This window comes from Nonomuraea sp. NPDC049152, from assembly GCF_040648355.1.
In the GTDB taxonomy this organism is placed as follows: domain Bacteria; phylum Actinomycetota; class Actinomycetes; order Streptosporangiales; family Streptosporangiaceae; genus Nonomuraea.
Map to the genome: position 1 here is coordinate 50258 of NZ_JBEZDO010000042.1, position 20292 is coordinate 70549.

General features: G+C 72.1%; 19 protein-coding genes. 14 read left to right on the top strand and 5 right to left on the bottom strand.

The annotated features are described in order from the left end of the window. Positions 1-29: 29 nt before the first annotated feature. Genes AB0B45_RS45805 through AB0B45_RS45820 form a run of 4 tightly spaced genes read left to right on the top strand, consistent with a single transcriptional unit; the run spans position 30 to position 3499 of the window. Positions 30-809 carry an IclR family transcriptional regulator gene (locus tag AB0B45_RS45805; RefSeq protein WP_358144414.1) on the top strand — a complete coding sequence of 260 codons (780 nt, stop codon included), beginning with the start codon at positions 30-32 and terminating at the stop codon, positions 807-809. Next, positions 806-1639: an SMP-30/gluconolactonase/LRE family protein gene (locus tag AB0B45_RS45810; RefSeq protein WP_358144416.1), complete on the top strand. Its 834-nt coding sequence runs from the start codon at positions 806-808 to the stop codon at positions 1637-1639. The genes AB0B45_RS45805 and AB0B45_RS45810 overlap by 4 nt, the downstream gene beginning before the upstream one ends. A gap of 28 nt (positions 1640-1667) precedes the next feature. Further along, on the top strand, positions 1668-2513 hold the full coding sequence (locus AB0B45_RS45815; RefSeq protein ID WP_358144418.1) for a fumarylacetoacetate hydrolase family protein: 846 nt from the start codon (positions 1668-1670) through the stop codon (positions 2511-2513). After that, positions 2510-3499 carry an alcohol dehydrogenase catalytic domain-containing protein gene (locus AB0B45_RS45820; protein WP_358144420.1) on the top strand — a complete coding sequence of 330 codons (990 nt, stop codon included), beginning with the start codon at positions 2510-2512 and terminating at the stop codon, positions 3497-3499. Before AB0B45_RS45815 ends, AB0B45_RS45820 begins: the two co-directional genes overlap by 4 nt. On the opposite strand, the gene AB0B45_RS45825 is transcribed toward AB0B45_RS45820, so the two are convergent. Then, positions 3477-4265 (bottom strand): lysophospholipase, encoded by a 789-nt coding sequence (locus AB0B45_RS45825; RefSeq protein ID WP_358144422.1) that lies wholly within the window; start codon positions 4263-4265, stop codon positions 3477-3479. The genes AB0B45_RS45820 and AB0B45_RS45825 overlap by 23 nt on opposite strands. Before the next feature lie 34 nt (positions 4266-4299). Between AB0B45_RS45825 and AB0B45_RS45830 the strand changes: the two genes are divergently transcribed. Together AB0B45_RS45830 and AB0B45_RS45835 are read left to right on the top strand one after the other, a co-directional pair. Next, positions 4300-4875: a TetR/AcrR family transcriptional regulator gene (locus AB0B45_RS45830; protein WP_358144424.1), complete on the top strand. Its 576-nt coding sequence runs from the start codon at positions 4300-4302 to the stop codon at positions 4873-4875. Between the two features lie 81 nt (positions 4876-4956). Continuing rightward, entirely contained in the window at positions 4957-6357 is a 1401-nt protein-coding gene (locus AB0B45_RS45835) for an MFS transporter (RefSeq protein ID WP_358144426.1), read from the top strand. Here the strand turns inward: AB0B45_RS45835 and AB0B45_RS45840 are convergent. Both AB0B45_RS45840 and AB0B45_RS45845 read right to left on the bottom strand, forming a co-directional pair. Beyond that, positions 6354-6725: a transposase gene (locus tag AB0B45_RS45840; RefSeq protein ID WP_358144428.1), complete on the bottom strand. Its 372-nt coding sequence runs from the start codon at positions 6723-6725 to the stop codon at positions 6354-6356. The genes AB0B45_RS45835 and AB0B45_RS45840 overlap by 4 nt on opposite strands. After that, positions 6646-6891, bottom strand: a complete 246-nt coding sequence (locus tag AB0B45_RS45845) for a helix-turn-helix domain-containing protein (protein WP_358144431.1) — start codon at positions 6889-6891, stop codon at positions 6646-6648. Before AB0B45_RS45845 ends, AB0B45_RS45840 begins: the two co-directional genes overlap by 80 nt. A 263-nt stretch (positions 6892-7154) precedes the next feature. On the opposite strand from AB0B45_RS45845, the gene AB0B45_RS45850 reads away from it, so the two are divergent. Further along, complete coding sequence (locus tag AB0B45_RS45850; RefSeq protein WP_358144432.1) at positions 7155-8414, top strand: aminotransferase class I/II-fold pyridoxal phosphate-dependent enzyme; 1260 nt, start codon at positions 7155-7157, stop codon at positions 8412-8414. A gap of 9 nt (positions 8415-8423) precedes the next feature. Here the strand turns inward: AB0B45_RS45850 and AB0B45_RS45855 are convergent, their stop codons facing one another. Beyond that, complete coding sequence (locus tag AB0B45_RS45855; RefSeq protein ID WP_358144433.1) at positions 8424-9005, bottom strand: hypothetical protein; 582 nt, start codon at positions 9003-9005, stop codon at positions 8424-8426. 56 nt (positions 9006-9061) lie between these two features. Here AB0B45_RS45855 and AB0B45_RS45860 point away from each other — a divergent pair, with 56 nt between their 5' ends. From AB0B45_RS45860 to AB0B45_RS45890, 7 genes are all read left to right on the top strand, one after another. Beyond that, positions 9062-10417, top strand: coding sequence for an FAD-linked oxidase C-terminal domain-containing protein (locus AB0B45_RS45860; RefSeq protein ID WP_358144435.1), 1356 nt, complete (start codon positions 9062-9064; stop codon positions 10415-10417). A 168-nt stretch (positions 10418-10585) separates the two neighbouring features. After that, complete coding sequence (locus tag AB0B45_RS45865; protein ID WP_358144437.1) at positions 10586-12622, top strand: protein kinase; 2037 nt, start codon at positions 10586-10588, stop codon at positions 12620-12622. A 177-nt stretch (positions 12623-12799) separates the two neighbouring features. Continuing rightward, entirely contained in the window at positions 12800-13504 is a 705-nt protein-coding gene (locus AB0B45_RS45870; RefSeq protein ID WP_358144439.1) for a TetR/AcrR family transcriptional regulator, read from the top strand. Between the two features lie 53 nt (positions 13505-13557). Continuing rightward, complete coding sequence (locus AB0B45_RS45875) at positions 13558-15090, top strand: carboxyl transferase domain-containing protein (protein ID WP_358144467.1); 1533 nt, start codon at positions 13558-13560, stop codon at positions 15088-15090. Next, complete coding sequence (locus AB0B45_RS45880) at positions 15087-16961, top strand: biotin carboxylase N-terminal domain-containing protein (RefSeq protein ID WP_358144440.1); 1875 nt, start codon at positions 15087-15089, stop codon at positions 16959-16961. Before AB0B45_RS45875 ends, AB0B45_RS45880 begins: the two co-directional genes overlap by 4 nt. Next, positions 16958-17731 carry an enoyl-CoA hydratase-related protein gene (locus AB0B45_RS45885; RefSeq protein ID WP_358144442.1) on the top strand — a complete coding sequence of 258 codons (774 nt, stop codon included), beginning with the start codon at positions 16958-16960 and terminating at the stop codon, positions 17729-17731. Before AB0B45_RS45880 ends, AB0B45_RS45885 begins: the two co-directional genes overlap by 4 nt. After that, positions 17722-19389 carry an acyclic terpene utilization AtuA family protein gene (locus tag AB0B45_RS45890; protein ID WP_358144443.1) on the top strand — a complete coding sequence of 556 codons (1668 nt, stop codon included), beginning with the start codon at positions 17722-17724 and terminating at the stop codon, positions 19387-19389. The genes AB0B45_RS45885 and AB0B45_RS45890 overlap by 10 nt, the downstream gene beginning before the upstream one ends. A gap of 31 nt (positions 19390-19420) precedes the next feature. Here the strand turns inward: AB0B45_RS45890 and AB0B45_RS45895 are convergent, their stop codons facing one another. Continuing rightward, on the bottom strand, positions 19421-20284 hold the full coding sequence (locus tag AB0B45_RS45895; protein WP_358144444.1) for an ROK family protein: 864 nt from the start codon (positions 20282-20284) through the stop codon (positions 19421-19423). Positions 20285-20292 lie beyond the last annotated feature (8 nt).

Here is a 20292-nt window from a genome sequence, read left to right on the forward strand (position 1 = left end):
AACCGGAACACTGATCTAACATTCGGAACGTGATCGACCCTAACCCCGAAACTCCACGAGGAGAAGACCGGCTCGTCGGCGCCGACCGGGTGCTCGTGGTGCTGCGGGTGCTGGCCGAACGGCCCGAGGGCATCGGTCTCGAGGAGATGGCCAAGGCCGTCGACAGCCCCAAGCCGACCGTGCACAGAGCCCTGGCCGCGCTGCGCCGCGCCGGGTTCGCCGTGCAGGACGGCAGGGGCCGCTACCTGCTGGGCGACGAGTTCCTCCGGCTCGCCTTCACCCACCACGAGGCCAGGCCCGACCACGTCAGGATCCGCCCCGCGCTGGAACGGCTGGCCGGCAGGTTCGGCGAGACCGCGCACTACGCGGTGCTCGACGGGCGCGAGGTGGTCTACCGGGCGAAGGTCGACCCGCCCTCGGGCCCCGTGCGGCTCACCTCCACGGTCGGCGGTCGCAACCCCGCCCACAGCACCGGCGTCGGCAAGCTGCTGCTGGCGTGGGCGCTGCCCGACGACGCGGCGGTGGCGGCGTGGGCGCGGGAGGTCGCGCTGGAGCGCCGCACCCCGCGGACCAAGGTCACCGTCGAGGAGCTGTGCGCGGAGCTGGCGGCGGTGCGCGAGCGGGGCTGCGCCGTCGACGACCAGGAGAACGAGGTGGGCGTCAACTGCGTGGCCGTCCCCGTCTTCCTCACCTCCGCCACCACGCCGAGCGGCGCGGTCAGCGTGAGCGCGCTGGCCTACAGGACGTCCCTGCCCTCCCTCGTGGAGGCGCTGCCCGAGATCCACGCCATCGTGAAGGAGCTGCGATGATCGCCGACTCGCTGTCCACCGAGACCTACGAGCTGGCCGAGGGCCCGCTGTGGGATCCCGTGGCCGAGCGGCTGCTCTGGGTCGACATCCCGACCGGCCGCGTCATGGAGGGCGCGCTGCGGGAGGGCGACCTGCGGGTGGTCAGGACGCACACCCTGCCGGGCACCGTGGGCGCGGTGGCGCCCGCCGCCGACGGTTCCCTCCTGGTCGCGGCGCAGCACGGCTTCGCGACGATCGGCGAGCGGACCACCGTGGGGCCGAGGGTGCTGCCCAAAGGGACCGCCAGCAGGTTCAACGACGGCAGGTGCGATCCGGCGGGGCGCTTCCTCGCGGGCAGCACCGCCAAGGACGAACGGCAGGGTCAGGAGCGGCTCTACCGGCTGGAGCTGGACGGCACGGTGAGCGTGCTGGCCGACGGGCTGACCATCTCCAACGGGCTCGGCTGGTCGCCCGACGGGCGGACGCTGTACCACGTCGACAGCATTCCAGGGGTGGTGTGGGCGCAGCCGTACGATGTGGAGACCGGACGGGTCGGGCCGCGCGCGGTGATCCTCCAGGTGAGCGACGGGCTGCCCGACGGGATGGCGGTGGACGTCGAGGGGAACCTCTGGATCGCGATCTGGGGCGCCGGCGAGGTGCGCCGCCACACGCCCGACGGCCGGCTGCTCGACAGCGTGAAGGTCGCCTCGCCGAAGACCTCCAGCGCGGCCTTCGTCGGCTCCGCGCTGGTCATCACGACGGCGGGCGGCGGGCTGTTCGCGGCCGACGTCGGCGTCACCGGCCTGCCCGCCACCCCGTGGAAAGGCCCCACCGACCTCGACAATCTCTGAGAGCACCACTGATCGGGAGTTCCATCAGATGTACCTCATGCGCATCGGCCCCGCCGGCGCCGAGAAGCCGGCCGTTCGCGTGGGCGACGGCTACGTCGACGTCTCCGACCTCACGCCCGACTTCGACGCCGCCTTCTTCGCCAGAGGAGGCGCCGCCGTCCTGCGCGAGGCCGTGCGGGACAGCTCGGTCACCCCGTTCACCGACGAGCGGATCGGCCCGCCCATCGCCCGCCCGCACCAGATCCTGTGCATCGGCCTCAACTACAGCGACCACGCCGCCGAGACGGGACAGGCCGTGCCCGACGAGCCGATCGTCTTCAACAAGGCGCCGAACACGCTGGTGGGGCCGCACGACGAGGTCCGCATCCCGCGCCGCTCCACCAAGACCGACTGGGAGGTCGAGCTCGGCATCGTCGTCGGGCGGCGCTGCCAGTACCTGGAGGACGACGAGGCCGGCCGCCAGGCCATCGCCGGATACGTGGTGGTCAACGACGTCAGCGAGCGCGAGTTCCAGATCGAGCGCGGCGGGCAGTGGGTGAAGGGCAAGTCGGCCGAGACGTTCAACCCGTGCGGCCCCTACCTCGTCACGCCCGACGAGATCCCCGACGTGGCGGCGCTGGACCTGTGGCTCGACGTGAACGGCACGCGCAGGCAGAAGGGCTCGACGGCGACGATGCTGTTCGGTCCCGCGTTCCTGGTCCGCTACCTGAGCCAGTTCATGGTGCTGGAGCCCGGCGACCTGATCAACACCGGCACGCCTCCGGGCGTCGGCATGGGCCACAACCCGCCGATCTTCCTCAAGCCTGGCGACGTGATGGAGCTGGGCATCGAACGGCTCGGCGTGCAGCGCCAGCGGGTGGTCGCGGCGCCATGAGGGCCTTCGCGTTGCTCGGCCCGCGCGAGGCGGTCGTGGAGGAGGTCGAGCCGCCCGTGGCGGGTCCCGGCCAGGTCGTGGTGGACGTCGAGCGGGTCGGTCTTTGCGGCACCGACCTGGAGTTCTACACCGGCGAGATGGCCTACCTGAAGCAGGGCCACGCCGGCTATCCGATCAGGCTCGGCCACGAGTGGTGCGGCAGGGTCGCCTCGGCCGGCGAGGGGGTCGACACCGCATGGCTGGGCCGGCGCGTCGCCGGCGACACGATGCTCGGCTGCGGCCGCTGCGCCAGGTGCATGGGCGGGCGCCACCACGTGTGCGAGGACCGCTTCGAGGTCGGCATCAGGGGCGGCTGGCCCGGCGCGCTGGCCGAGCAGCTGCTGATGCCCGCCACCGCGCTGCTCGCCCTGCCCGACGAGGTGGGCCCCACGGCGGGCGCGCTCGTCGAGCCCGGCGGCAACGCGTTGCGCGCGGCCAGGGCGACGGGGGCGCGGGCGGGCATGAGGGTGCTGGTCTGGGGGCCAGGCACGATCGGGCGGCTGGCCGCCGCTTTCGCCAGGGCGGCGGGCGCGGAGGTCCACCTGGTCGGCCTGGAGGCCGGGGAGGGCGTGTGGAGCGCCGAGGAGCTGCCGGGCCTGCCGTACGACGCGATCATCGACGCGACGAACGCGGCGGCGGTGCCGCAGGCGGCGCTCGACCTGGTCGAGCCGGGCGGCAGGGTGGTCTACATCGGCCTGGCCGCCACGCCGAGCACCATCGACACCCGGCGGCTCGTGCTGAAGGACGTGACGGCGGTCGGCGTCCTCGGCGGTTCGCAGGGGTTGCGCGCGGCCGTCGAGCACTACAGCTCGGGCGCGGTGGACCCCGAACCGCTGGTGGCCGCGACGGTCCCGCTGGAGCAGGCGGGCGAGGTGCTCGCGGGGTGGCGGCCACCGGACGCGGGGCCGGGGCCGAAGATCCACATCAACCCAGCGCTCGGTCGATGAACGCGGTGACCTCGGCCAGCGCCTCCTCCTTGTTGGTCTCGTTGAACACCTCGTGGCGGGCGCCCGGATAGATCACCTCGGTGAGGTCGTCGCCCCTGACGGCCTCGATGCCCCTCCTGCTGCCCGCGAGGGGCACGAGCGGGTCCTCCTCGCCGTGGATCCACAGCGTCGGCAGCGGGCCGAGGCTCCCCGCCTTGGCGATCGTCTCCATGGTGGTGGCGAACGCGGCGATCGTGGGGCGCCTGAAGGGGCCGTGCCAGACGAGGGGGTCCTCGGCGTAGGCGGCGCCCACCGACAGGTCCCGGGAGAGCGTGGCGGGGTCGATGGGGATGTCGGGCATCTCGTCCAGCGACAGCAGGACGTCGATCGCCTCCCACGTGCCGATGACCGGGCCGGACAGGACGAGCGCGGCGAGGGCGTCGCCGTACCGCTGGGCGTAGCGGGTGGCGATCAGGCCGCCCATGGAGTGGCCGATCACGACCACGGGCACCCCCGGATGGTCGGCCATGGCGCGCTCGGTGACGGCGTGCACGTCGGTGACGACGTCCTCGAAGTCCTCGATCAGCACGCGCTCGCCCTCGGACCTGCCGTGTCCCCTGTGGTCGGGGCCGTAGACGGCCGCTCCGTGCGCCACGAGTGCGGCGGCCACGTGCTCGTAGCGGCCGATGTGCTCGCCGTACCCGTGGACGAGGACGGCCAGGTAGCGGGGGTGCTCGCCAGGCCAGACCCTGGCCACGATGCCGTTGAGCGTGAGTTCGGTGGACATTCAGGGAGCGTACGCCGGGGCCTACAGTTTGACCATGGGGAAGTCGACGCAGCCGCGCAGGGCGGACGCCGAGCGCAACATCGCCGCGATCCTGGCCACGGCCGCGCGCCTGCTGGGCGCCGACCCAGGCGTCAGCGTGGCCGAGATCGCCAAGGAGGCGGGCGTCGGCAGGGTCACGCTCTACGGCCACTTCCCCTCCAGGGAGTCGCTGCTCGACGCCGTCCTGCGCGATGCCGTCGACCACGCCGAGCTGGCGCTGTCCGGCCTCGACCTCGAAGGGGTGCCCGCCACGCAGGCCATGGACACGCTGATCGGCTCCTCGTGGGAGATCCTCGACCGGCACAGCCGCCTGTTCGTCGCCGCCGACAGGGCGCTGCCGACCGAGCGCATCCGCGAACGGCACGGCAAGCCCCTGGCCAGGGTCGAGCAGCTGATCGCGCGCGGCATGGACGAGGGCGCCTTCCGTACCGACCTGCCGCTGTCGTGGCTGGTCAGCACGTTCTTCGGGCTGCTGCACAACGCGGCGGGCGAGATCGAGGCGGGCCGCCTTCAGCGTGCGGAGGCGGCCGAGGTGCTGACCAGGACGCTCCGCTCGGTCCTCGCCGCCTGAAAGCTCTGGACATACCCACCCTCCGTATGCTTGCCTCATAACTCGAACACTACTGTACGAGTTAGCGAGAGGGGTTCGCCCATGCTGCTGGTCCTGCTCTGCCTGGCCCAGTTCATGTTGATCATCGACATCACCGTCGTACAGGTCGCGCTGCCGTCCATCGGCGTCGACCTTGGCCTCGACCGCGAGGCGCTGACCTGGGTCGTCACGACCTACACGCTGTGCTTCGGCGGCCTGATGGTGCTCGGCGGCAGGCTCGCCGACGCCTTCGGCGCGCGCCGGATACTCATGACGGGGCTCGCCGTCTTCACGCTCGCCTCGCTGCTGTGCGGGCTCGCCCCCGGTGGCGCGTCGCTGATCGCGGGGCGCGGGCTGCAGGGCGTCGGGGCCGCGCTGCTGTCGCCCGCCGCGCTGGCCACCATCACCACCGTCTTCCATGGCGAGCGCCGCACCAGGGCGCTGGCGGTGTGGGCGGCGATCGGCGGCACGGGCGCGGCCGTGGGCGTGCTGCTCGGCGGCCTGCTGACGGCGGGTCCCGGGTGGGCGTGGGCGTTCTTCGTGAACGTGCCCGTGGGCCTGATCGTGCTGACCGCGCTGCCGTCCTTCGTGCCCTCCTCGGCCCCCGCGGCGCGGCAGCCGCTCGACCTGCCCGGCGCGCTGCTGGTCACCGCCGCCACGGCGCTGCTGATCTACGGGCTGGTGATCGTGGGCGAGGCCGGATGGGGTACGGCGGGCCTGTGGCTGGGCGCCTCCGCGCTGGTGTACGCGGTGTTCGTGTGGGTCGAGCGGGTGACCGGGGCCCCGCTCATGCGCGCGGCGACGATGGCCAGGCGGCCCGTCCTGTCGGGCACGTTCGTCATGCTCATGGCGACGGGCCTGATGCTGGGGCTGTTCTTCCTCAGCTCGCTCTACCTGCAGCGGGTGCTGGGGTACGGCGCGCTGGAGACGGGCTTGCTGTTCCTGCCGGTCGCGATCGCGATCACGCTCGGCGCGCACCTGGGCGGGCGGCTGATCGGCAAGGTGGGCGGCCGCCCCGTCGCGGTGGCCGCCTTCCTGCTCACCGCCGCGGGCGCCGCGCTCATGACCCGCGTCTCGCCCGAGGCGGGCGTCTACACCACGCTCCTGCCCGGGTTCGTGATCGCCGCCTTCGGCATCGGGCCCGCCTTCGTCACCGCGACGGCGACGACCATGGCCAACGTCCCTCCTGGAGAGGCGGGCGTGGCCTCCGGCGTGATCAACACCTTTCACGAGCTGGGCGGCTCGATCGGGGTCGCGGCGGTCTCCAGCCTGGCGGTGGGCGGCTTCCCCGAGGCGCTGGCCTGGTGCGCGGGCGCCGCGGCCGTCGCGGGGGCGGTCGCGCTCGGACTCGTCCCGTCGGGCAGGCCCGCCGTCCTCGTCGGCCACGGGCACGGCCACGTGCAGGAGCCCACGCAGGGGCACGGGCACGCGCACAGCCAAGGGCACGGGCACGGGCACGGCTAGCATGAGGCGGACCCAAGGAGGTTGATCATGTCGTCGCAGGCGGTCTTGGCGGCGAAGTCCTGGCGGCGTCTGCGGATCCTCCGCGCCAGGTCGGCGACCCGGCCAGCGGCTTTCCTGCGCCGGGCCGATCCCTTCGCGGTCCGGACGAGGCCCCGCTGGAGCTTCTTGGCGTGCTCGACTTCCCGATCGCGGGCGAAGACCTGGTGGTGGAACAGGCCGTCCGAGCGGGTCACAACCTCGACCACGCCCCGGTCGATCCCCACCCCGGTGCCGGGGTTGGCGTGCCGATCAGGCGGGGTGATCCCGTCCTCGACGAGGAAGCTGATGTACCAGTGCCCGCCGTCGCGGCTGACGGTGGCGTTCTTCACGCTTCCGCCGAGCGGCCGGGTGATGCGGAAGCGAACCCAGCCGAGCTTGGGGAGTTTCGCCCGAAAGCACGCGGTTCCACACCAGGCGTACGCAGCCGAACGTGCGGTTGAGCACCGCCGCCTGCTGTTCGGCGGGGTAGACCGGTACTTTGTATGCCGTACGCACGTTCGTATTTTGCCGTGTTGATGGATGATCCGTAGGCGAATGCAGAAGGTCATGCGCGCTGCGCGCTGTGGGCTGCCCCTGCTCCGCCGGGCCACCCCGCGCGGGGTCCGGACTCCTCGCCGCCCCTGAACGACCGGGTTTCCTCCGGAGATCTCTGTAAGACCCGCGCTGGTGGTGGAGTCACTGATGGTGACCGGGCTGGTGCGCCGTTATCTTTTCGACACCCACTATTCTTCGTATCCCAGCCTAGGAAGGAACATCCCGTGACCCTCGACGAGCTGACCGCTCAGCGCGAGCAGGCCGCAGCCGACTACGACGCCCTCGTGCGGCGCGGCCTGAAGCTCGACCTGACCAGGGGCAAGCCCTCTCCCCGCCAGCTCGACCTGGCCGACGGGATGAACGGCCTGCCGTCCACGCACCTGGCGGCCGACTGCACCGACTGCCGCAACTACGGCAACCTGCAGGGGCTGGCCGAAGTGCGCGAGCTGTTCGCCGAGCAGCTGCAGGTCCCCGCCGCTCAGCTGGTCGCGGGCGGTAACTCCAGCCTGGCGATGATGCACGACTCGATCGTCTTCTCGCTGCTCAGCGTCCTGCCCGGCGCTTCGCGCAGGTGGGTCGAGGAGGACGAGATCGTCTTCCTGTGCCCGGTGCCCGGCTACGACAGGCACTTCGCGCTGTGCGAGCGCTTCGGCATCACGATGATCCAGGTGCCGCTGACCGACGAGGGCCCCGACATGGACGTCGTCGAGCGGCTGGTCGCCGACGACCCGCGGATCAAGGGCATCTGGTGCGTGCCGAAGTACAGCAACCCCTCGGGTGTCACCTACGGCGAGGAGACCGTCCGCCGCCTGGCCTCGATGCCCACCGCCGCGCCCGACTTCCGCATCTTCTGGGACAACGCGTACGCGGTGCACCACCTCACCGGCACCCACGCCGAGCTGGCCGACCTGCTGGCCCTGTGCGAGGAACACGGCAACGCCGACCGCGCCTTCGTCTACGGCTCGACCTCCAAGGTGAGCCTCGCGGGCAGCGGCGTGGCCTTCTTCGGCTCCTCCCCCGCCAACGTCGCCTGGTACCTGGGCAACGTGTCCAAGCAGAGCATCGGCCCCGACAAGCTGAACCAGCTGCGCCACGTGGAGTTCCTGCGCGACGCCGAGGGCCTGGCCGCGCACATGCGCAGACACGCCGAGCTGGTCTGGCCGAAGTTCGAGACCGTCGACAGGATCCTCACCAAGGAGCTGGGCGGCACGGGCATGGCCACCTGGTCGGCGCCCACGGGCGGCTACTTCATCAGCCTCGACGTCCCCGAGGGCTGCGCCCGCGAGGTCGTCGCCAAGGCTAAGGCGGCGGGCATCGCGCTCACGCCCGCGGGCGCGACGCACCCCTACGGCGACGACCCGGCCGACCGCACGATCCGCATCGCCCCCACCTACCCCGACCTGGAGGAGCTGGAGGAGGCGATCACCGGCCTGACCGTGTGCGTGCGCCTGGTCGCCACGGAGAAGCTGCTGTCGCGGGACTGACGGGCGGGGTCAGGGGCGGCGGCGCCTGCCGTACCTGAAGCCGAAGATGTACTCACGGGTCTCGCTGGGGTGGAAGGCGACGCCCACCCCAGGCTCGAAGGCGACGTTGTCCCGCGAGCAGTAGTAGAGCTCCTGCCACACCAGGAGCGCCTGCTCGCGGGCCGGCGCCTCGGCCTGGTCGCGCTTGCGCGCGCCGTGCGCGCCCATGACGAACATCAGCCCGAACCACCAGAAGACGCCGGTCGCGCAGAACGGGCCCAGCAGGTCGATCAGGAAGTTCGTCCGGTCGCTCATGGCCAGCGTGAGCGCCAGCACCACGTGCGCGAGGGCGGCGAAGCCGAGCATGACATACCCCTGATGGCGGGCTCGGGGCACCTCGTGCCTGGCGGGGAAGGACAGCCACACCGCCAGCTGCGTCCTGGTCATCGGGTGCTTTCTCGTGCCGACGAGCGAGGCGGCGGGCAGGTCGACGACGGCGCGCTCCTTGGGCATGCTCGCGCGTCCGAGGTGGAAGCTCGTACCGTCGGCCACGATCCCCGGTACCGACGCCACCCTGTCGGCCTTGCCGCACTCCGGACAGGACAGATCCATCCGGGCAGTCTGGCCCTGACGTGCGGCTGGCGCAAATCGGGCCGTAGAGTCTCATCGTGATTGAGGCACTGGTGAAGAGCCTTCCTGAAGGAAGGGTGCTGACCGACCCCGACGTGGTCGACTCGTACGCACGCGACCGCACGTTCCTCGAGCCCGGCAAAGCTCTCGGGGTGGTCCTCGCCACCTCCCGCGACGACGTGGTGACCACCATGCGGTGGGCCACCGAGCACCGGGTGCCCGTCGTGCCGCGCGGCGCTGGCACCGGCCTGGCGGGCGCGGCGACCGCCAGCGAGGGCTCGATCGTGCTGTCGCTGGCCAGGATGACCGCGATCCGCGAGCTGAGCCCCGCCGACGAGATCGCCGTCGTCGAACCCGGCGTGATCACCGCCGATCTGGACAGGGCGGCGAGGGAGCACGGGCTGATGTACGCGCCCGACCCCTCCTCCTACGAGATCTCCACCATCGGCGGCAACCTGGCCACCAACGCGGGCGGGCTGCGGTGCGTGAAGTACGGCGTGACCCGCGACTCCGCGCTCGGTCTGGAGGTCGTGCTGGCCGACGGCAGGATCCTGAACACCGGCCGCCGCACGGTCAAGGGCGTCACCGGCTACGACCTGACGGGCCTGTTCGTCGGCTCGGAGGGCACGCTCGGCATCATCACCTCGGCCACCGTACGGCTGCGCCGCGCCCCGATCGCGCCGCCCGCGACGATCGCCGCGGAGTTCGGCTCGCTGCGCGACGCCGCCGCGGCCGTGTCCGCGATCATCGCGGCCGGCTGCCAGCCGTCCCTGATGGAGCTGCTGGACAGGGCCACGCTGAAGGCGATCGACGACTGGCGCAACATCGGCCTGGAGGACTCCACCAACGCCATGCTGATCGGCCAGTCGGACGCCTCCGACGGCCAGGCGATGGCCGCCCTGATGCGGGAGCTGTGCGAGGCGAACGGGGCCTCCTTCGTGGCGGTGTCCTCGACGCCCGAGGAGACCGAGGACCTCATCGGCATCAGGCGGATGGCCTACGAGGCCAAGGAGCGCCTCGGCGCGTGCCTGGTCGAGGACGTGTGCGTGCCGCGTTCGGCGCTGCCCGACATGATCTCGGCGGTGGAGGCGGCGGCCGCGCGGCACGAGGTGATGATCTGCACGGTGGCGCACGCGGGCGACGGCAACCTGCACCCCGTCTTCATTTTCGAGCACGGCACGCCTGAGCCTCCCGCCCGCGTGTGGGCCGCGGCCGACGAGGTGTTCAAGGCGGCGCTGGAGCTCGGCGGCACGCTGACCGGCGAGCACGGCGTCGGGCTGCTGAAGCGCCGCTGGCTCGGCCTGGAGTCGGGACCGGTCGTGACCGAGGTCCAGCAGGGCATCAAGCGGGTCTTCGACCCGCTCGGCATCCTCAACCCCGGAAAGGCGATTTGAACGTCATCGTGCTGAACGGGGGTTGTGGAGGTCGACACGGGGTCCGTGTCGCTCTCTGACTGCGCCCGGTCGATCGCAATCCGGACACATCGTCAAACCAGTGAGACGACTCACGAACCACACTGATAGCGTTTTGCCCCACCTATAGAGGAAATACGGGGGTTCGACGTGACTCAGTTCCAGCCGTTGACCGCGGACGACCCGCGCCGGCTGGGTGCGTTCGAGATCACCGCGCGGCTCGGCGAGGGCGGGCAGGGCGTGGTCTACCTGGGCAAAGGCCCAGCAGGCGAGCAGGTGGCCGTCAAGCTCCTGCACAACGCTCTGGTGGCCGACGCCGACGCGCGGACGAGATTCCTGCGCGAGGTGGCGGTGGCGCAGCGCGTGGCGAGGTTCTGCACCGCGCCTGTGCTGCACGCCGATCTGGAGGGCAGCCGGCCGTACATCGTGACGGACTACGTGCCGGGGCCATCCCTGCGGCAGCTGGTCGACGGGGAGGGGCCGCGCAGGGGAGCGGCCCTGGAGAGGCTGGCCATCAGTACGGCCACCGCCCTGGCGGCCATCCACCGCGCGGGGATCCTGCATCGCGACTTCAAGCCTGCGAACGTGCTCATGGGCCCCGAGGGCCCTGTTGTGATCGACTTCGGCATCGCCCGCGCCCTGGACTCGCCGGGCGCGACGGCCACGGGGATGGCCATGGGCACGCCCGCCTACCTGGCACCCGAGCAGCTGAGCGGCGCTCCCGTGTCGGAGGCGGCCGACGTGTTCGCGTGGGGCGTCACGATGGTGTTCGCCGCGACGGGCAAGCCCGCCTTCGGCTCCGACTCCATTCCCGTGGTGATGAACCGGATCCTGAACGAGGAGCCGGAGGTCGGCGGGCTCGACGGGGTGCTCGGCGAGCTGGTGGCGGCCTGCCTGTCCAAGGATCCGGCGCTGCGGCCGACGGCCGAGCAGCTGATCGCACGCCTGACGGGGCAGACGACCGGTGAGACGGCGATGGCCGTCCACCAGACCGGCAACAAGCTGCCGCCGCCGCTCCCCCAACCGGGACAGCAGGGCCAGGCTGGGCACGCAGGACACCCGGCCCAGGCAGGGCAACCGGCTCCCGGCGGCCAGCCAGGCCAGCCCGGTGGCCAGCCAGGCCAGCCCGGTGGTCACCCGGGGCAGCCAGGCGGCCACCCGATGCCGCCTGGCGGCCACCCCGCGCCTCCGAGGCAGGGGCAGCCCTTCGCTCCCGGCGCTCCCGCGCCCGGCACCGCCGTACCGGGCCAGCGTCCCCCCTCCGGGGACACCCAGGCCGGCGGTTCGAGCACGCGCCGTCGTACGGTGACGGTCGCGGTGTCGGCGGCGGCGGCGGGGGCCCTCCTGCTGGCGGGCACCGTCGTGTGGGCGAGCGCGGGCGGCAAGGTGCCCGCGACGCTGGTCGCGGTCGACTCCCCCGCCAGCTCGCCTCCGCAGGAGCCGACCGCGGACTCCACCGAGGTGATTCCGCCTGCCGAGCAGCCGGCCGAGCCAGAGATCTCGCCCGATCTGACGCAGGACACCGCGACGCCCGAGGCGACCAAGTCGAAGAAGGAGAAGGTCGAGGAACCGGCGGTCTCCGTGCCGCACACCACGGTGCCTCCCGCCCAGCAGCAGAAGCCTTCGACGGAGCCGACGAAGAAGACCAGGCCGACGGCCAAGCCGACCAAGAGCACGGGCCTGGTCGACCCCGATCCCGATCCGACGGGGCTGACCGAGCCGACGGTCGGCGACGCGTACGGGCACTCGAGCAGCAAGCCGAGCCCCAGGCCGAGCTCCAAGCCCACGTCCAAGCCGACGACGACCGCGAAGCCGCCGGCCACCCCGAAGCCGACCCCCAAGCCTTCCACGCCGCCGAAGCCGAACCCCTACACGGCGGCAGGCGTCTGCGGATCGGGCTACAAGGTGGTCGACTCGCACGCGCTGAGCACGAAGGCCACGATCTACCTGCTGTACAGCAGCGGCGCGGGCAGGAACTGCGTGGTCACCATGTCGAAGTACGTGGTGCCCGCCAAGGTGTCGATGAACGCCGTCCTCCAGGTGCAGGGTGGCAGCAGCGGCTCCAACCCCGGCTCGTTCACCGCGTACTCGGGGCCGGTCCGGCTGCCGGCGGTCAAGAAGTGCGTCATCTGGGGCGGTTCCTGGGGCACGCTCTCGTGGAAGAGCGGCTGGAGCCACTGCGGCTGACCATCTGAGGGCCCGGCGGACGCGCACCCGCGTCCACCGGGCCCTTCGTCTTTCCCGCGCGACCTTCCCGCGCGACCTTCCCGCGCGACCTTCCCGCGCGCCTTTCCCGCGCGTCTTTCCCGCGTGACTTCGAAGAGGGCCTTCACTGGGCGGGTATGGCGTTGCTAAGTTGTTGACGTGATCGTCAGGTCTGAGGCGCTGACCGCTCGCGGGCGGCGGACCAGGGCCGCGCTGCTTCAGGCGGGGCGCGAGGCGTTCGAGGAGCACGGGTACGACGCCGTGCGCATCGACGACGTCTGCGCCAGGGCCGAGGTATCGCACGGCACCTTCTACACCTACTTCGACTCCAAAGAGGCGCTGTTCGGGGAGGTGGCGGGCGCGGCGGTGGGCGAGATGTTCACCGCGAGCGTCGTCGGCCCCACGGTCCCCGACGACCCGTACGCCCGCGTCGAGGCCGCGAACCTGCTCTACCTGCGGGCGTGGGCGGCCAACTCGCGGCTGCTCAGGATGCTCGAGCACATCGCGACAGGCGACGACCGCTTCCGCGGGCTGCTGCTGGAGCTCAGGGAGGTGTTCGTCAGGCGGGGCGCCGAGGGCCTGCGCAGGCTGCAGGAGCAGGGCCTGGCCGATCCAGGCCTGGACCCCAGGCTGACGGCGATCATGCTGGGCGGCATGGTGGAGCACTTCGCCCACGTCTGGCTGGATCTGGGCGAGCGCGCCGACGAGCGTACGGCGGTCGACCACCTGACCAGGCTCTGGGCCCGCGCCATCGGCCTGACGCAGCCGTCAACTTCCGAGCCGGCCCCCTTCGTCGAACGAGGGCAGGGCGGCCGGGACCGCGAAGGATGCATGACAGGCACCACAGGGAAGGAGGACAGGTGATCGTCAGCCGGCTGGACACGACCGACCCCGAGTACCTGGCTCGCGGGCGCGCCATGCTCGCCAAGCTCGGCGACCTGGAGGCCGAGCACGGCAAGGCCGTCGCGGGAGGCGGCGAGAAGTACGTGGACCGACACCGCAGGCGCGGCAAGCTCCTGGCGAGGGAGCGCGTCGAGCTGCTGATCGACCCGGACTCCGCCTTCCTCGAGCTGTCGCCGCTGGCGGCGTGGGGAAGCGACTTCCCCGTCGGGGCCAGCGTGGTGACCGGGATCGGCGTCATCGAGGGCGTCGAGTGCGTGATCACCGCGAGCGACCCGACGGTCCGGGGCGGCGCCTCCAACCCGTGGACGCTGAGGAAGACGCTGCGGGCGGCCGACATCGCGCTGCGCAACCGCCTGCCGTACGTCAACCTGGTGGAGTCGGGCGGCGCCGACCTGCCGACGCAGAAGGAGATCTTCATCCCCGGAGGGCAGGTCTTCAGGGACCTGACGCGGCTGTCGGCCGCGGGCATCCCGACGATCGCGCTGGTCTTCGGCAACTCCACGGCGGGTGGCGCCTACGTGCCGGGGATGAGCGACTACGTGGTGATGGTCAAGGAGCGCGCGAAGGTGTTCCTCGGCGGCCCTCCGCTGGTGAAGATGGCCACGGGCGAGGAGTCCGACGACGAGTCGCTCGGCGGGGCCGAGATGCACGCGCGCGTCAGCGGCCTGGCCGACTACCTGGCCGCCGACGAGCACGACGCCCTCCGCATCGGCAGGACCATCGTGAAGTCGTTGCGATGGCGCAAGCTGGGCATCGGCCCGCTTGCCGTACGGGAGCCGAGGTACGCGGCGGAGGAGCTCAGGGGCATCGTCCCCGAGGACCTCAAGGTGCCGTTCGATCCGCGTGAGGTGATCGCGAGGATCGTGGACGGCAGCGAGTTCGAGGAGTTCAAGCCGATCTACGGGCCCAGCCTGGTCACGGGGTGGGCGACGCTGCACGGCTATCCGATCGGGATCCTGGCCAACGCGCGCGGCGTGCTGTTCAGCGAGGAGGCGCAGAAGGCCACGCAGTTCATCCAGCTGGCCGGCCAGACGCGCACGCCGCTGCTGTTCCTGCAGAACACGACCGGCTACATGGTCGGCAAGGAGTACGAGCAGGGCGGCATCATCAAGCACGGCGCGATGATGATCAACGCGGTGTCGAACTCGACGGTCCCGCATCTGACCGTGGTGATGGGCGCCTCCTACGGCGCGGGCAACTACGGGATGTGCGGGCGCGCCTACGACCCTCGCTTCCTGTTCTCCTGGCCGAGCGCGAAGTCGGCCGTGATGGGTCCGGCGCAGCTGGCGGGCGTGCTGTCGATCGTCGGACGGCAGGCGGCGCAGGCGCGCGGGCAGGTCTACGACGAGGAGGGAGACGCGGCGATGCGGGCCATGGTGGAGGCGCAGATCGAGCAGGAGTCGCTGCCGTTCTTCCTGTCGGGCCGGCTGTACGACGACGGGGTGATCGACCCGCGCGACACCCGCACGGTGCTCGGGCTGTGCCTGTCGGCGATCAACAGCGCGGCCGTCCCCGAGGCTGCCGGATTCGGGGTGTTCAGGCCATGACCGCGCACGGCACGATCGCCAGGTTGCTGGTCGCCAACAGGGGCGAGATCGCCCGCAGGATCTTCAGGACCTGCCGCGAGCTCGGCATCGAGACCGTCGCGGTCTTCTCCGACGTCGACGAGGGCGCGCCGCACGTGGCCGAGGCCGACCTGGCCGTACGGCTCGGCGGGCCGCTGTCGTACCTCGACGTCGAGGCTCTCGTGGACGCCGCGAAGCGGTCGGGCGCCGACGCGGTGCACCCCGGCTACGGGTTCCTGTCGGAGAACGCCGCCTTCGCCCGAGCCGTGATCGACGCGGGCCTGACCTGGGTGGGCCCGCCTCCCGAGGCGATCGCCGCGATGGGCTCCAAGATCGAGGCCAAGCGGCTGATGGCGGAGGCGGGGGTGCCCGTCCTGCCGTCGCCTGCCGTGGCGCAGGCCAGGGCGCGGGAAGGCGCGGGCTGGCGCTACCCGCTGCTGGTCAAGGCGTCGGCGGGCGGCGGCGGGCGCGGCATGCGCGTCGTCAGGACCCCCGCCGAGCTCGACGCGGCCGTGGCCGCGGCGAGCAGGGAGGCCGAGTCTGCGTTCGGCGAGGGGACGGTGTTCGTCGAACCGCTGCTCGAACGGGCCCGCCACATCGAGGTGCAGATCCTCGCCGACGTCCACGGCACGGTGTGGGCGCTCGGCGAGCGCGAGTGCTCGATCCAGCGCCGCCACCAGAAGGTGGTGGAGGAGTGCCCCTCCCCCGCCGTCATCCCCGAGCTGCGCGATCGGCTGGAGTCGGCTGCCGTCGCGGCCGCAGGGAAGATCGGCTACGTGGGCGCCGGCACGGTGGAGTTCCTGGTCAAGGACGACACGATCGCCTTCCTGGAGATGAACACCCGCCTGCAGGTCGAACACCCCGTCACCGAGCTGGTCTACGGCGTGGACCTGGTCGAGCTGCAACTGCAAGTCGCCGAGGGCCGGCCGCTGCCCGGGCAGAGGCCCGCGCCGAGGGGCCACGCGGTCGAGGTCAGGCTGTACGCGGAGGACGCCTCCCACCTGCCCCAGTCGGGGGTGGTCGAGCTGTTCGAGGTCCCAGGCCCGGTGCGGGTGGACTCGGGCGTCGAGTCGGGCTCGGTCGTCTCCACCCACTACGACCCGATGCTGGCCAAGATCATCGCGTACGGCGGGAGCCGTGCCGAGGCGATCAGGAAGCTGACCGCTGCGCTGGACGGCGCCCGCGTCCACGGCCTCACCACGAACCGCTCCCTGCTGCGGAACGTCCTGGCGCACCGGGCGTTCGCCGACGGCGACACGCACACGGGCTTCCTCGACGAGCACGACCTCGCGGGCCGGGCCGCGCCCACCGAGCTGGAGGCGCTCGCGGCGGCCCTCGCCATCGCCGCCCGCAACAGGGACGCGGCCACCGTGCAGCGGAGCCTGCCCTCCGGATGGCGCAACGTCAGGTCGCAGCCGCAGGTGGCCAGGTTCGAGGAGATCGAGGTCCGCTACGACCCCGTGCCCGAAGGGGTGCGCGTGGTCAGCGCGACGCCGTACCAGGTGGTCGTCGAGGTCGGCGGCGTGCGCCACACGTTCGCCGTCGCGCACCACGGAGCCGGTGTCTACGTCGGCGACACCAGGCTCATCCCGCTCCCCCGCCTGCCCGAACCCGCCGAACACCACGCGCCGGGCTCCCTGCTGGCCCCCATGCCGGGTAGCGTGCTGCGCGTCGAGGTCGAGCAGGGGGACACCGTGGTCAAGGGCCAGGTGGTCCTGGTGCTCGAAGCGATGAAGATGGAGCATCAGATCGCCGCGCCCGCCGACGGGGTCGTCGCCGCCGTCATGGTGGAGAAGGGCTCGCAGGTCGAGGCGGAAGCCGTGCTCGCGATCATCGAGGAAGGGGAAGCATGACGCGCCTGGTCCACAAGGAGTTGGAGGGTGGCATCGCCACCATCACCCTGGACTCGCCGCCCAACCGCAACGCGCTGTCGGTGCGCCTGCTGGGCGATCTGGAGGACCGGCTGAACTGGGCGCTGGCCGAGCCCGAGGTGCGGGTGATCGTGCTGACCGGCACCGGCACGGTGTTCTGCTCCGGCGCGGACCTGAAGGAGCAGCGCATCGAGCCCGCGCGCGGCGTGAGCGACGCTCCCGTGACCGCCTCGTTCCCCGAGATCATGACGCTGATCTGGGAGAGCCCGAAGCCGGTCATCTGCCGCATGAACGGCACCGCGCGCGCGGGCGGCCTCGGCCTGGTGGCCTCCTGCGACTTCGCGATCGCCCCGCTGACCGCGTCGTTCGCCTTCTCCGAGGTACGGCTCGGCGTGGTGCCCGCGATGATCTCGGTGCCCGTGCTGCGGCGGCTGCAGCCCAGGGCCGCGGCCGAGTACCTCATGACGGGCGAGGTGTTCGACGCGGCCAGGGCTCAGGAGATCGGGCTCATCAACAGGGCGGTGCCGATGCAGGACCTGGACGCCACGGTCGCCCACTACGCCGACATGCTGGTCAAGGGCGGCCCCGAGGCGCTGGCGATCACCAAGCGCCTGGTCCGCGATCTGCCCTCGGTCTCCTTCGAGGAGGGGCTCAGGCAGATGGCCGCGCTGTCGGCCCAGCGCTTCACCTCCGAGGAGGGCCAGGAGGGCATTGCCGCCTTCATGGAGAAGAGGCCGCCGAAGTGGTGCTGAGGATCGCCAACTGCAGCGGCTTCTACGGCGACCGCCTGTCGGCCGCCCGCGAGATGGTCGAGGGCGGCCCCATCGACGTGCTGACCGGCGACTGGCTGGCCGAGCTGACGATGCTGATCCTGGCGGGCAACCGGATGAAGGGCCGCCCCGGTTACGCGCCGACCTTCGTCAAGCAGATGGAGCAGGTGCTCGGGACCTGCCTGGAGCGCGGCATCAAGATCGTCTCCAATGCCGGGGGGCTCGACCCCGAGGGCTGCGCGGCGGCGATCGAGAAGCTGGGCCTGACAGCGAAGGTCGCCTACGTCACCGGCGACGACGTCACCGGGCACAACCTCGACCTGGTCAACCTCGACACCGGCGAGAAGCTCGCCGAGCCGGTCCTGACCGCGAACGCCTACCTGGGCGCCCGCCCCATCGCCGCGGCCCTGTCGGCGGGCGCCGACGTGGTCGTCACCGGCAGGGTCACCGACGCCGCCCTGGTCACCGGCCCCGGCATCTGGCGCTACGGCTGGCGGCCCGACGACCTGGACGCACTGGCGGGCTCGGTCGTGGCCGGGCACGTCATCGAGTGCGGCTGCCAGGCGACGGGCGGCAACTACTCCTTCTTCCACGAGGTGCCCGATCTGGCCCACTGCGGCTTCCCCCTCGTCGAGCTGCACGAGGACGGCTCGTCGGTGATCACCAAGCATCCCGGCACCGGCGGCGCGGTGTCGGTGGGCACGGTCACGGAGCAGCTGCTGTACGAGATCGGCTCGCCGCGCTACCTCGGACCCGACGTGGTGGCCCGCTTCGACACCATCGAGCTGTCGCAGGAGGGCCCTGACAGGGTGCGGGTGTCGGGGGTCAGGGGGGAGCCGCCGCCCGAGACGCTGAAGGTGGCGGTCAACTACCTGGGCGGGTACCGCAACACGATGACGCTCGTGCTGACCGGGCTCGATCTGGAGGAGAAGGCGCGGGTGGCGCAGGAGGCGATCTGGGCGCGGGTGCCTCGCGAGTCGTTCGAGTCGGTGGACGTCTCCTTCGACCCCCCGTTGCTGCGGATCACCGTCACGGACCGGGACGCGCGCAGGGCGGGGCGGGCCTTCTCCTCCGCGGTGGTGGAGACGGGGCTGGCCAGCTATCCGGGCTTCTACGGGCTGACCCCGCCGGGAGACGCCTCTCCCTACGGCGTCTACTGGCCGACGCTGGTCCCCGCCGCCGACGTCCGCCCTCGGGTCTTCGTGGCCGGCCAGGAGATCGCGCTCCCCTCGTCCGGGCGTCCGGGCGCGGCGATGGAGGTGCTCGTCGAGCCCGTGACGCGGCGGTGGGACGGGACCGGCGTGCCGACGGCCGCCGCGCCGCTGGGGCGGGTCGCCGGGGCCAGGTCGGGCGACAAGGGAGGGAACGCGAACCTGGGCGTGTGGGTGCGCACCCCCGAGGAGTACGGCTGGCTGGCGGAGACGCTGACCGCCGAGCGGCTCGTGGAGCTGCTTCCCTCGCTGGAGGGGCTGGCGGTCGAGCGGTACGAGCTGCCCAACCTCAACGCCCTCAACTTCGTCGTCCACGGGCTGCTCGGCAGGGGCGTCGCGGCCAGTCCCCGGCTCGACCCGCAGGCCAAGGCGCTCGGCGAGGAACTGCGCGCCCGGAAGGTGGAGGTGCCGGAGGCCTTCCTGCGCTGAGATGGGGCCGGCCGCGAACGGCACGGCGTGGTCAGGCGGTCGAGCGGGTGGCCAGGAGGGCGGCGCCGAGGAGGCCCGCCTGCGTGCCGAGCGCCGAGACCTCCACCCTCGGCGCGGGCCTGAACGCCAGGCACGCGGCCAGGCGCGTCCGCAGCGGCCCCACCAGTGCCTCGCCCGCCTGCGCGAGCCCGCCGCCGATGACGACCAGCGCGGGATCCAGCAGGAGTGTGTAGGTGGCCAGGGCGAGGGCGAGCGCCTCCACGGCCTCGTCCCACACCTGGCGGGCCACCTGGTCGGTGCGCGAGAGCACGGCGGCGGCCGAGGTCTCCCCGCAGCGCGCCGCGATGGACGACGCCGAGGCGTAGGCGGCCAGGCAGCCGCGCTGGCCGCAGCCGCACGGCAATCCGTCCGGATGGACGGGGATGTGGCCGATCTGGCCCGCCCATCCGGCGGCTCCGCCGTACAGGGTGCCGTCGAGCGCCATCGCGCCCGCGATGCCGGTCCCGATGGGCAGGAACAGCACGTTCGGCTCGGCGCGAGCGGCGCCGTACGCGAGCTCGGCCTCACCCGCCGAGCGCACGTCGTGGCCGAGCACCACGGGCAACGGCACGTCGGCGAAGGCGGCGGCGGGCACGTCACGCCAGCCGAACGCGGCGGAGAACACCGCGTGCGTGGGCGTGACCAGGCCGGGGACGGCCAGCCCCACGGCCGTCGGCCGCAGTCCCCCGCGCGGCGCCGCCAGGTCGGCGACGAAGGCGGAGATGGCGGCGATCACCGCGGCGGGCCCGTCGGCTCGCGGTGTGGGGCGGCGTTCGGCGTAGACGACGGCGCCGTCGCGGACGAGGCCGCCCTTCATCGTCGTCCCGCCGACATCAATTCCAACAACACATTCCATTCGCCCAT

Excerpts from the sequence above, each read along its gene's own strand:
- AB0B45_RS45895 (WP_358144444.1), bottom strand. The coding sequence starts at position 20,284 with ATGGAATGTGTTGTTGGAATTGATGTCGGCGGGACGACGATGAAGGGC.
- AB0B45_RS45815 (WP_358144418.1), top strand. The coding sequence starts at position 1,668 with ATGTACCTCATGCGCATCGGCCCCGCCGGCGCCGAGAAGCCGGCCGTT.
- AB0B45_RS45830 (WP_358144424.1), top strand. The coding sequence starts at position 4,300 with ATGGGGAAGTCGACGCAGCCGCGCAGGGCGGACGCCGAGCGCAACATC.
- AB0B45_RS45855 (WP_358144433.1), bottom strand. The coding sequence starts at position 9,005 with ATGGATCTGTCCTGTCCGGAGTGCGGCAAGGCCGACAGGGTGGCGTCG.
- AB0B45_RS45835 (WP_358144426.1), top strand. The coding sequence starts at position 4,957 with ATGCTGCTGGTCCTGCTCTGCCTGGCCCAGTTCATGTTGATCATCGAC.
- AB0B45_RS45880 (WP_358144440.1), top strand. The coding sequence starts at position 15,087 with ATGACCGCGCACGGCACGATCGCCAGGTTGCTGGTCGCCAACAGGGGC.
- AB0B45_RS45875 (WP_358144467.1), top strand. The coding sequence starts at position 13,558 with ATGCTCGCCAAGCTCGGCGACCTGGAGGCCGAGCACGGCAAGGCCGTC.
- AB0B45_RS45820 (WP_358144420.1), top strand. The coding sequence starts at position 2,510 with ATGAGGGCCTTCGCGTTGCTCGGCCCGCGCGAGGCGGTCGTGGAGGAG.
- AB0B45_RS45885 (WP_358144442.1), top strand. The coding sequence starts at position 16,958 with ATGACGCGCCTGGTCCACAAGGAGTTGGAGGGTGGCATCGCCACCATC.
- AB0B45_RS45810 (WP_358144416.1), top strand. The coding sequence starts at position 806 with ATGATCGCCGACTCGCTGTCCACCGAGACCTACGAGCTGGCCGAGGGC.
- AB0B45_RS45825 (WP_358144422.1), bottom strand. The coding sequence starts at position 4,265 with ATGTCCACCGAACTCACGCTCAACGGCATCGTGGCCAGGGTCTGGCCT.